The following is a 9,559-nucleotide window of genomic DNA, read 5'->3' on the forward strand; positions in this document are numbered from 1 at the left end:
GGAAGAGTATAAAGATTAAAGGAACAGGAGCTGTACCGCCGCCCTATTTTGATATGGTGCATCCGGGAGGATTCGAACCTCCGACCGCTCGGTTCGTAGCCGAGTACTCTATCCAGCTGAGCTACGGATGCATACCGTAAACAAGATTTGTTTGGTGAATAGCGATAAGGCGTTTTAAGCCTAAGAACCCAAGAATGGTGCATCCGGGAGGATTCGAACCTCCGACCGCTCGGTTCGTAGCCGAGTACTCTATCCAGCTGAGCTACGGATGCATTAAGAATTCTTTCTATTACGCAGTGGTTGCTTTTCACTGTCGATACGTGATGTATCGATTACTACCTATCCATTTTAATATGGTGCATCCGGGAGGATTCGAACCTCCGACCGCTCGGTTCGTAGCCGAGTACTCTATCCAGCTGAGCTACGGATGCATAATAAATGGCGGTGAGGGAGGGATTCGAACCCTCGATGCAGCTTTTGACCGCATACTCCCTTAGCAGGGGAGCGCCTTCAGCCTCTCGGCCACCTCACCAAACACTACCTGTAATCACCTAGAAACTTCTTGTCGGCGCTCACCGGTACTGCGTGGCGCACATATTACTTTCCCGGACTTATAAGTCAAACAATTTTTCCCAACTTAGGTTTGTTTGCGCAATTCGCATCCAAGACGGGCAGATTCACAACAAAAAGGGCATTTTATCAACAGAAAAACAGACGCTTATCTTGTGGTGAAAAAAATCAAGGGAGACAAAGCGTGTTGATAAACATGCGAAGGGAATAAACGCGGAAAAGCAACAATAGCGTCCCGTTTCTGCGAGACGCATTGTCAATCAATATGATGTCGGTTGAGATTTTTCTGCCTGAATTCGCTGATAAATCTCTTCACGGTGCACAGAAACTTCTTTAGGCGCGTTAACACCAATACGCACCTGATTGCCTTTTACCCCTAGTACGGTAACCGTTACCTCATCGCCGATCATGAGGGTTTCGCCAACTCGACGAGTCAAAATAAGCATTCTTTGCTCCTTGAAAGATTATAAAGAGTCGGGTCTCTCTGTCTCCCCGTCATTATCCATCATGTGCCGTGAAAACGTAAACCTAGATGGCGATGATAACGCTCACCATCTCACTCATAGTTTGTCGCTACTTTTAGTTTAGTCGATATAAGTAGCTTGTGCCTTTGTTATCACCACAAGACGTATAAGGCAGCCCAACATCGTAACACCTGAAGGTAGCATCTTGTTCATCTCGCTTGCCGGAAGCCTTTCCGACAAGACAAAAACGCCAAAACCAGTAAAGTCATGGCGTTTTTGTCAGCATAACACTCTGATTTAATATTTATAGCTTATCAGCCACCCAAGATTCAATGCTGGCTAATGCTGCGGGCAAGGCGGCGATATCGCTGCCGCCGGCCTGCGCCATATCGGGACGCCCGCCGCCTTTTCCCCCTACCTGCTGAGCGACAAACCCGACCAACTCTCCGGCTTTCACGCGGTCGGTCAGATCTTTCGTCACCCCGGAGATAAGGCTAACCTTACCTTCGGCAGTGGTCGCTAACACAATGATGGCCGATCCTAATTGGTTTTTCAGATCGTCAACCATCGTACGCAACATTTTAGGTTCAACATTGTCCAATCGAGTGACCAGCAGTTTTGCGCCGTTGATATCTTTCGCCTTGCCTGAAAGTGAGGAACTTTCCTGCGCCGCTTGTTGCGCTTTCAACTGTTGGAGCTCTTTTTCCAGTATACGGGTGCGTTCCAGTACAGAACGTACCTTATCAACCAGATTATTGCTATCCCCTTTCAGAAGCTGAGCGGCATCTTGTAAAACATCGCTCTGACGGTGCAACGCAGACAGCGCGTTTTCCCCCGTTATCGCTTCAATACGACGGATACCGGCAGCCGTGCCAGACTCAGATACGATCTGGAACAAACCGATATCCCCTGTGCGGCGGGCATGAGTCCCGCCACATAGTTCGATCGAAAAATCACCCATGGTTAAAACCCGGACATGATCTTCATATTTCTCGCCAAAGAGCGCCATCGCCCCTTTTTCTTTTGCGTCAGACAGCGCCATGACCTCTGTTTGTACGGACAAATTACGGCGAATCTGGGCATTGACGATGTCTTCAACCTGACGAACTTGTTCAGGTTTCATTGCTTCGGAATGGGAAAAGTCGAAACGAAGATAACTGTCGTTGACCAATGACCCTTTCTGCGCGACGTGATCGCCCAAAACCTGGCGCAACGCAGCGTGCAGCAGGTGAGTCGCAGAGTGGTTGAGGCGAATACGGTCACGACGTTCACTGTCAACCATCGCATCTACGCTGTCATTCACGCGCAACAAGCCCTGAGTCAGTTTACCAATATGACCGATGGCCTGGCCGTACTTCTGTGTATCCTGAACAACGAAACTACCGTTAGCGCCGTTTAATTCGCCCCGATCGCCAACCTGTCCGCCAGACTCGCCATAGAATGGCGTTTCATTCAGAAATACAACCGCGTCCTCACCCGCATCAAGCTGCTCGACCGCCTTGCCGTTGTGATAGATCGCGATAACGTTTGACTGCTGCCGGGTTTGTTCGTAGCCGCAGAACGGCGTCGTTGCGTCCACGCGAACCAGATTGTTGTAATCAACGCCAAAACCGCTGGCTTCACGCGCACGTTGACGCTGCGCTTCCATTGCCCGGTCAAATCCTTGCTCATCCACTTTCAGACCGCGTTCACGGCAAACATCAGCCGTAAGGTCGAGCGGAAAACCATAGGTGTCGTACAGCCGGAAAGCGGTTTCGCCATCCAGCGTATTCCCTTGCAGGTTTTTGATTTCTTCATCCAACAGCGAAAGGCCGCGTTCCAGGGTACGAGCGAATTGCTCTTCTTCCGTTTTCAGCGCTTGCTCAACCATCGCCTGCTGACGTTTCAACTCGTCGGCCGCAGAACCCATCACGTCAATCAGCGGCGCGACCAGCTTGTAGAAGAACGTATCGGTTGCCCCTAGCATATTGCCATGGCGAATCGCCCTGCGAATGATGCGACGCAAAACGTAGCCACGGTTTTCATTGGAAGGCATCACGCCGTCGGAAATCAGAAATGCGCAGGAACGGATATGGTCGGCAATAACGCGTAATGATTTGTTGTCTAAATCAATGGTTCCTACTGCTTTTGCCACCGCGGCAATCAGCGTTTTAAACAAGTCGATCTCATAGTTCGAGTTAACATGCTGCAATACCGCAGAAATACGCTCCAGGCCCATGCCGGTATCCACCGAAGGCTTGGGCAACGGCAACATCGTTCCATCTGCCTGACGGTTGAATTGCATAAAGACCAGGTTCCAAATCTCAATGTAGCGATCGCCATCCTCATCGGGACTTCCCGGAGGGCCACCCGCGATATGGTCGCCGTGGTCATAAAAAATCTCAGAACATGGGCCGCAGGGACCGGTATCGCCCATTTGCCAGAAGTTATCTGAAGCGTAAGGCGCGCCTTTATTATCACCGATACGGATAATACGTTCATGAGGGACGCCAATCTCATTTGCCCAGATGTCATATGCCTCATCATCAGTGGCGTATACCGTTACCCACAGTTTCTCTTTCGGCAGGTTAAACCACTGCGCCTCGGTCAACAGTTCCCATGCATAATGGATAGCATCGCGTTTAAAATAATCGCCGAAGCTGAAATTACCCAGCATTTCAAAGAAAGTATGATGGCGCGCGGTATAACCAACGTTTTCTAAATCGTTGTGCTTACCCCCCGCACGCACGCAGCGTTGCGAAGTCGTTGCTCGTGAGTAGCTACGTTTATCCAGCCCAAGAAATACGTCTTTAAACTGGTTCATACCCGCATTGGTGAATAATAACGTTGGATCGTTATTCGGCACCAGGGAACTGCTGGCAACAATCTGGTGCCCCTTACTGTGGAAAAAATCGAGAAACGCTTGACGGATCTCAGCGGTGCTCTTGCTCATAATTGTCCTGGAATCAAGCTAAAAGAACAGATCGCGGGCAAGGATAGTCCAGAATAATGACGCCACCGTGCAACTCACGAACAAAAAAGTGGGAATAAGATAAATTTTCTTCGATGGGAAGTAAAATCCCGTATGCATTCAATCTGAAAAATTTGTATAAATGGATTGGATTTCTTCATGGAAAAACCCCCGATATAGCAAATATCGTTGCAGTTTTGCTTTTTCTTTCCATTCAACAGGCAGGGGATGCCCGAATTTTCGTTCTGCTACAGATTTCGCCAACTCGCACCAATCAATGTCACATTCATTTAATGCCGCAGCGATGGTTGTCTTGTCAATGCCTTTCTGACTCAACTCCGATCTGATACGCTGAACGCCATAGCCTTTTCGGCTACGACTGCTGATATAACGGCGGGCAAAGCGCGCATCATTCAACCAGTCATGCTCTATGCAGTAAGCGATGGCAGACTCAATCTCCGCTAACGCAACGTCAGCCGACATTTCGTCAGCTTCAGCACGTTCTGCAACCACTTTATGCAAATACGCCGCAAGCTTGCGGCGTATTTCGACTTCGCTATGATCGCGTACGGAAAGTACGTTCATCGCATAACGTAATGGTTTACTCATTTACCGACCTGATTCATACCGTAGCGGTAAACAGCTTAACCGACATTAAAACTCTTCACTGTCTTCGCTGGCGGTGGCCTCGTCATAAGCGTCGCCGGCTGTGGCCGAGGATGATTCATTGCCTTTATGCAGCAGCATTTCACGCAGTTTCTTATCCAGTTCAGCGGAAATAGCCGGGTTTTCTCTCAGAAAGTTGCAGGCATTGGCTTTGCCCTGCCCAATCTTTTCTCCGTTATAGCTGTACCAGGCGCCGGCTTTTTCTATCAGCTTATGTTTAACGCCCAGGTCGACAAGCTCGCCATAAATATTAATCCCCTCACCGTACAGGATCTGGAACTCAGCCTGTTTGAAAGGCGCGGCGACTTTGTTCTTGACCACTTTAACGCGGGTTTCACTACCCACCACTTCGTCGCCTTCTTTGATAGAACCGATGCGACGAATATCCAGGCGCACTGACGCATAAAATTTCAGCGCGTTACCGCCCGTGGTGGTTTCAGGGTTACCGAACATCACACCAATCTTCATACGAATCTGGTTGATGAAAATCAGCAGCGTATTCGCCTGCTTCAGGTTACCCGCCAGTTTACGCATCGCCTGGCTCATCATTCGAGCGGCCAGTCCCATATGCGAATCACCGATTTCACCTTCGATTTCGGCTTTAGGCGTCAGCGCCGCCACGGAGTCAACGATGATGACATCCACTGCGCCAGAGCGCGTCAGCGCATCACAGATTTCCAGCGCCTGCTCGCCGGTATCCGGCTGAGAGCACAGTAAATTATCAATATCGACGCCAAGCTTCTTGGCGTAAATCGGATCCAGCGCATGCTCCGCATCAATAAAGGCACAGGTTTTACCTTCACGCTGAGCGGCGGCGATAACCTGTAAGGTCAGCGTTGTTTTACCCGATGATTCAGGGCCGTAAATCTCAACGATACGCCCCATCGGCAAGCCGCCCGCGCCCAGTGCGATATCAAGAGACAGGGAGCCTGTAGAAATAGTTTCAACATCCATTGAGCGATCTTCGCCCAAACGCATGATAGAACCTTTACCAAATTGCTTTTCGATCTGGCCCAGTGCCGCTGCCAGTGCCTTTTGTTTGTTCTCATCAATAGCCATTTCTGCTCCTGTCGTGCGGCGTAGATCTGTCTCTACACGGCCGCTTAATCGTGGATTACCGAATAATTGCTGATATTATACTGTATACTCATACAGCATCAAGCGTATTTTTACAGAAACTCATCTAATAGCGTTTGCAGAGCAAAATGGACCGACTGCAAACGCACGGCATTTCTGTCGCCGCTGAATAATGCTTTGCGGGTAAAGGCGTTCCCCTGTTTATCGGTAAAGCCAAACCAGACCGTGCCTACCGGTTTTTCATCAGAACCCCCATCTGGCCCGGCGATACCGCTAACAGAGACCGCGAAATCCGCACCCGCCGCAATCCGCGCCCCGGCAGCCATTTCCTGCACCACCTCGGAACTCACCGCGCCGTAGCGAGCGAGCGTCTCTTCATTGACCTTAACCAGATCCTGCTTGGCCTGATTGCTGTATGTGACAAAGCCATAATCAAACCAGCCGGAACTGCCGGCCACATCGGTGATGATTTTTGCCAGCCATCCTCCAGTGCAGGACTCCGCGCATGTTACTTTCGCGCCGCGTGCCTTAAGCCGATCGCCGACCAGACCACTTAACCGTAAAATGTCAGTTTCCGTCATTGCAATATCATCTTAATTGGGAGTGGATAAATAAGGGTAACACTCTTCCTCAGAAAAGACGCTTTGTCACCATAGATGCGAAGCGCCTTGCACAGGAAATGCAATGTTACATTAGATATAGCCGTATTCGAATAATGGATACGCCCGATAAATTGATGGAAAGCCCTAAACGTCTTCCTGCTTTGCTTAATGGTCAATATCAGTCAAAATAACCCTAGAAATGCCCTTTAGGGCTGAAAATCTATTAGGGGGACTCTTGGTGCGACCTTCTTTTCTGAAAAACTTTGGGATTAAAGGTAAGAGCGATTCAGACGAAATCCGCAGCAGCATCATTATCGATCGTCCTGCGGAAATCTTGTTTGCGCTCTGGCGTAAACCTGAGACGCTGCCGATCTTAATGAATCATTTTGCTACGATCGATATCCTCAACCATACCGACTCACTGTGGCGTGTTAATACGCCATTTGGCGCACTCATTGAGTGGCAGGCACGGATTGTTGATGAAAAACCAGGAGAATATATCTACTGGCGATCTCTGGAAGGCGCCCGCATTCCCAATGAAGGCAGATTATCGTTCAAACCGGCTCAGTCGGACGCTGGAACAGAAGTCACGTTGATGATTCGCTTCGATCCGCCGGGTGGCCTGCTGGGGAAAAAAATCAGCCAGATGTTCGATATTCTATCCAAGGACATGTTGACAAAAACGCTCTATCGTTTCAAAAACCTGGCGGAAAATGACGTCGCCCCCTGATAAAACGAATAACCACAAGATATCACCGGATTATTGCCTTACCTTAAGAGTATAGATTTGCCGCTAATGGAGGTTGGATGCTGGAGTTGATTCAAACCATCGGACTGGGTTTAGTGCTGATTTTACCGCTCGCCAACCCTCTGACCACCGTAGCGCTGTTTCTTGGGCTGGCTGGAAATATGAGCCAGGGAGAACGCAACAGGCAAATATTTCAGGCATCGCTTTATGTTTTCATCATTATGACCGTCGCATTTTATGGCGGACAGCTTGTCATGAATACCTTTGGTATTTCTATTCCCGGTTTACGTATTGCCGGAGGGCTAATTGTCGCGTTTATCGGTTTCCGTATGCTTTTTCCTCAGCATAAGCCTGAACATGCCCCAGAGGTAAAAAGCAAAGCCGATGAAATCATTGCCAGCGATTCCTCCAATACGGTTAATATTGCCTTCGTTCCATTAGCGATGCCCAGCACCGCCGGCCCAGGAACGATAGCCCTCATCATCAGCACGGCTTCGCAAATAAAAAGCGGCGTGGATATTACGCCGTGGGTTATTGCCGTTGCCCCGATTCTGACGTTTATGCTTGTCAGTTTGATCTTATGGTTAAGCCTGAAAAGCTCGGGGTTTATCATGCGAATAGTGGGAAAAAGCGGCATTGAGGCTATTTCCCGCCTAATGGGGTTTCTGCTGGTATGTATGGGCGTTCAGTTCATCATTAACGGTATATTGGAAATTGTGACGACATTTCATTAGTCAGGTCTTATTTTATCTAACTTCCTGTGGCGTTTGATTTTTCTAATATCACATCGGAAATAGGGTTATATCCGTTCATCCAATGAGCCCGGTATTTAGACGTCGGTTTTTCCAATCAAAAAAGATAAAAAAAACCCGCACAAGGCGGGAAAAGTCATTTAATGACAGGGATGGTTAACACAACATTCACAAGGGATGAAAAGAATATAACAAGATAAATGTATAGTAATGTCATGGCCGGGTAAGGTTAATTCGGCGGATGTAAGACGACATTGATAGCGTATTAGCTTACCCCCTCGGTCATTATATTTGCCGGATTTTAATCAGGGCGAGCAGTAAGGCAACGGCAAGGCCCCCCATAATGCTGGTCACCCCTCTTTCAGGCAGACTGCCAGACAGCCTCATGTAAGTCTTCAAAATCAGTTGAAGAAGAAACCAAACCTATAAGCCGGTTAAACGACTTATCAAAAAACTTGCCTTATCTTTCCTGTTAACCAACGCTTAGGTTGTAACGAGTAAAACCAATACGCTCCGAAACCTATTAGGAGAAAGATAATGAGCACATTTACCACGCAAGACGGTACACAAATTTATTTCAAAGACTGGGGAACGGGCAAACCCGTGTTGCTCAGTCACGGCTGGCCGCTTGATGCTGATATGTGGGACAGCCAGCTTAACTTTCTGGCTGAACAAGGCTATCGGGCCATTGCTTTCGATCGCCGCGGCTTTGGCCGCTCGGATCAACCATGGACAGGTTACGATTACGATACATTTGCAGCTGATATTAATCAGCTTATTCATCATCTGGATCTTCATGACGTAACGCTGGTAGGCTTTTCAATGGGGGGCGGCGACGTGACGCGATATATCGCCCGTTATGGCACAGAACGCGTCGCGGGTCTGGTGCTGCTCGGCGCCGTCACACCGATTTTCATCAAAACGGACGACCACCCGGAAGGCATGGAGAAATCCGTATTTGATGACATCAAACAAGGTCTACGCAAAGACCGTGCACAGTTCATCAGCGACTTTTCTACCCCATTCTACGGGCTTAATAAAGGCACGACGGTTTCTCAGGGAGTACAAACGCAGACGCTGAACATCGCTTTACTCGCCTCGCTGAAAGGCACTATCGACTGTGTTACCGCTTTCTCCGAAACAGACTTCCGCCCTGATATGACAAAAATTGATGTCCCGACGCTGGTCATTCATGGTGATGCCGATCAAGTCGTTCCCTTTGAAGCCACCGGTAAATTGGCCGCCGGCATGATCAAAGATTCCCGATTAAAAATCTATAAAGGCGCGCCACACGGCTTCGCCGCGACACATACCGATGAATTAAATCAGGACTTACTCAGCTTCCTGAACGAGATTTTCGCATCCTGATCCTCGCAAGCGATGGCGTTAATAGATCATTATTCTCTCCACCTGAGCGACTATCGTGACGGTCATGTTGGGCGGCAGTAATTTAGCCAGTGCCGCCGATTTACATTCTGGTGAAATGCGTTTCATGATGTCGCCCTGTAAGTACACCCGTTTTAGTTCCACGCACTTTTTGAGATTTCCGGTTTCTTGACCTCCTCCCATATCCTGACCCAGGATCAATTAGAGGATCTGTCTTTTTTGACCTCCTCCCATATCCTGACCCAGGATCAATTAGAGGATCTGTCTTTTTTGGTGACTTCGGATAAATTCTGCCGGAGTCAGATCATTTAATGAAGAATGTGTCCTGTCATGGTTATATTCTT

The 9,559-nt window shown here is 48.8% G+C and carries 8 protein-coding genes and 4 tRNA genes; 3 read left to right on the forward strand and 9 right to left on the reverse strand.

Translation table 11 applies throughout. From position 1 onward, the window contains the following. Positions 1 to 54 precede the first annotated feature (54 nt). The 9 genes from HOY33_RS20025 to pncC all read right to left on the reverse strand — a co-directional run bounded on the left by HOY33_RS20025 (position 55) and on the right by pncC (position 6,308). A tRNA-Arg gene (locus HOY33_RS20025) sits at positions 55 to 131 on the reverse strand. 64 nt (positions 132 to 195) lie between these two features. After that, positions 196 to 272: transfer RNA gene (locus tag HOY33_RS20030), tRNA-Arg, on the reverse strand. 82 nt (positions 273 to 354) lie between these two features. Continuing rightward, positions 355 to 431: transfer RNA gene (locus HOY33_RS20035), tRNA-Arg, on the reverse strand. A gap of 8 nt (positions 432 to 439) precedes the next feature. After that, positions 440 to 532 (reverse strand) — tRNA-Ser (locus tag HOY33_RS20040). Between the two features lie 298 nt (positions 533 to 830). After that, positions 831 to 1,016: a carbon storage regulator CsrA gene (gene csrA / locus HOY33_RS20045; RefSeq protein WP_005972168.1), complete on the reverse strand. Its 186-nt coding sequence runs from the start codon at positions 1,014 to 1,016 to the stop codon at positions 831 to 833. Between the two features lie 322 nt (positions 1,017 to 1,338). Next, positions 1,339 to 3,966: an alanine--tRNA ligase gene (gene alaS, locus HOY33_RS20050; protein WP_172291805.1), complete on the reverse strand. Its 2,628-nt coding sequence runs from the start codon at positions 3,964 to 3,966 to the stop codon at positions 1,339 to 1,341. Between the two features lie 138 nt (positions 3,967 to 4,104). Beyond that, the gene (gene recX / locus HOY33_RS20055; RefSeq protein WP_172291806.1) at positions 4,105 to 4,593 is read right to left on the reverse strand and encodes a recombination regulator RecX; all 489 of its coding nucleotides are present in this window, start codon (positions 4,591 to 4,593) and stop codon (positions 4,105 to 4,107) included. Positions 4,594 to 4,638: 45 nt separating this feature from the next. After that, entirely contained in the window at positions 4,639 to 5,709 is a 1,071-nt protein-coding gene (gene recA, locus HOY33_RS20060; RefSeq protein ID WP_172291807.1) for a recombinase RecA, read from the reverse strand. Between the two features lie 110 nt (positions 5,710 to 5,819). After that, positions 5,820 to 6,308: a nicotinamide-nucleotide amidase gene (gene pncC / locus HOY33_RS20065; protein ID WP_172291808.1), complete on the reverse strand. Its 489-nt coding sequence runs from the start codon at positions 6,306 to 6,308 to the stop codon at positions 5,820 to 5,822. A gap of 259 nt (positions 6,309 to 6,567) precedes the next feature. Between pncC and HOY33_RS20070 the strand changes: the two genes are divergently transcribed. From HOY33_RS20070 to HOY33_RS20080, 3 genes are all read left to right on the forward strand, one after another. Beyond that, a complete protein-coding gene (locus HOY33_RS20070; protein WP_172291812.1) occupies positions 6,568 to 7,059 on the forward strand; it encodes an SRPBCC family protein in 492 nt (163 codons plus the stop codon). Positions 7,060 to 7,136: 77 nt separating this feature from the next. After that, complete coding sequence (locus tag HOY33_RS20075; protein WP_172291809.1) at positions 7,137 to 7,811, forward strand: MarC family NAAT transporter; 675 nt, start codon at positions 7,137 to 7,139, stop codon at positions 7,809 to 7,811. Positions 7,812 to 8,366: 555 nt separating this feature from the next. Next, a complete protein-coding gene (locus HOY33_RS20080) occupies positions 8,367 to 9,197 on the forward strand; it encodes an alpha/beta fold hydrolase (RefSeq protein ID WP_172291810.1) in 831 nt (276 codons plus the stop codon). Positions 9,198 to 9,559: the final 362 nt, after the last annotated feature.

This window comes from Brenneria sp. hezel4-2-4 (genome assembly GCF_013155275.1).
Classification (GTDB): Bacteria; Pseudomonadota; Gammaproteobacteria; order Enterobacterales; family Enterobacteriaceae; genus Brenneria.

Excerpts from the sequence above, each read along its gene's own strand:
- csrA (WP_005972168.1), bottom strand. The coding sequence starts at position 1,016 with ATGCTTATTTTGACTCGTCGAGTTGGCGAAACCCTCATGATCGGCGAT.
- alaS (WP_172291805.1), bottom strand. The coding sequence starts at position 3,966 with ATGAGCAAGAGCACCGCTGAGATCCGTCAAGCGTTTCTCGATTTTTTC.
- HOY33_RS20080 (WP_172291810.1), top strand. The coding sequence starts at position 8,367 with ATGAGCACATTTACCACGCAAGACGGTACACAAATTTATTTCAAAGAC.
- HOY33_RS20075 (WP_172291809.1), top strand. The coding sequence starts at position 7,137 with ATGCTGGAGTTGATTCAAACCATCGGACTGGGTTTAGTGCTGATTTTA.
- pncC (WP_172291808.1), bottom strand. The coding sequence starts at position 6,308 with ATGACGGAAACTGACATTTTACGGTTAAGTGGTCTGGTCGGCGATCGG.
- recA (WP_172291807.1), bottom strand. The coding sequence starts at position 5,709 with ATGGCTATTGATGAGAACAAACAAAAGGCACTGGCAGCGGCACTGGGC.
- recX (WP_172291806.1), bottom strand. The coding sequence starts at position 4,593 with ATGAGTAAACCATTACGTTATGCGATGAACGTACTTTCCGTACGCGAT.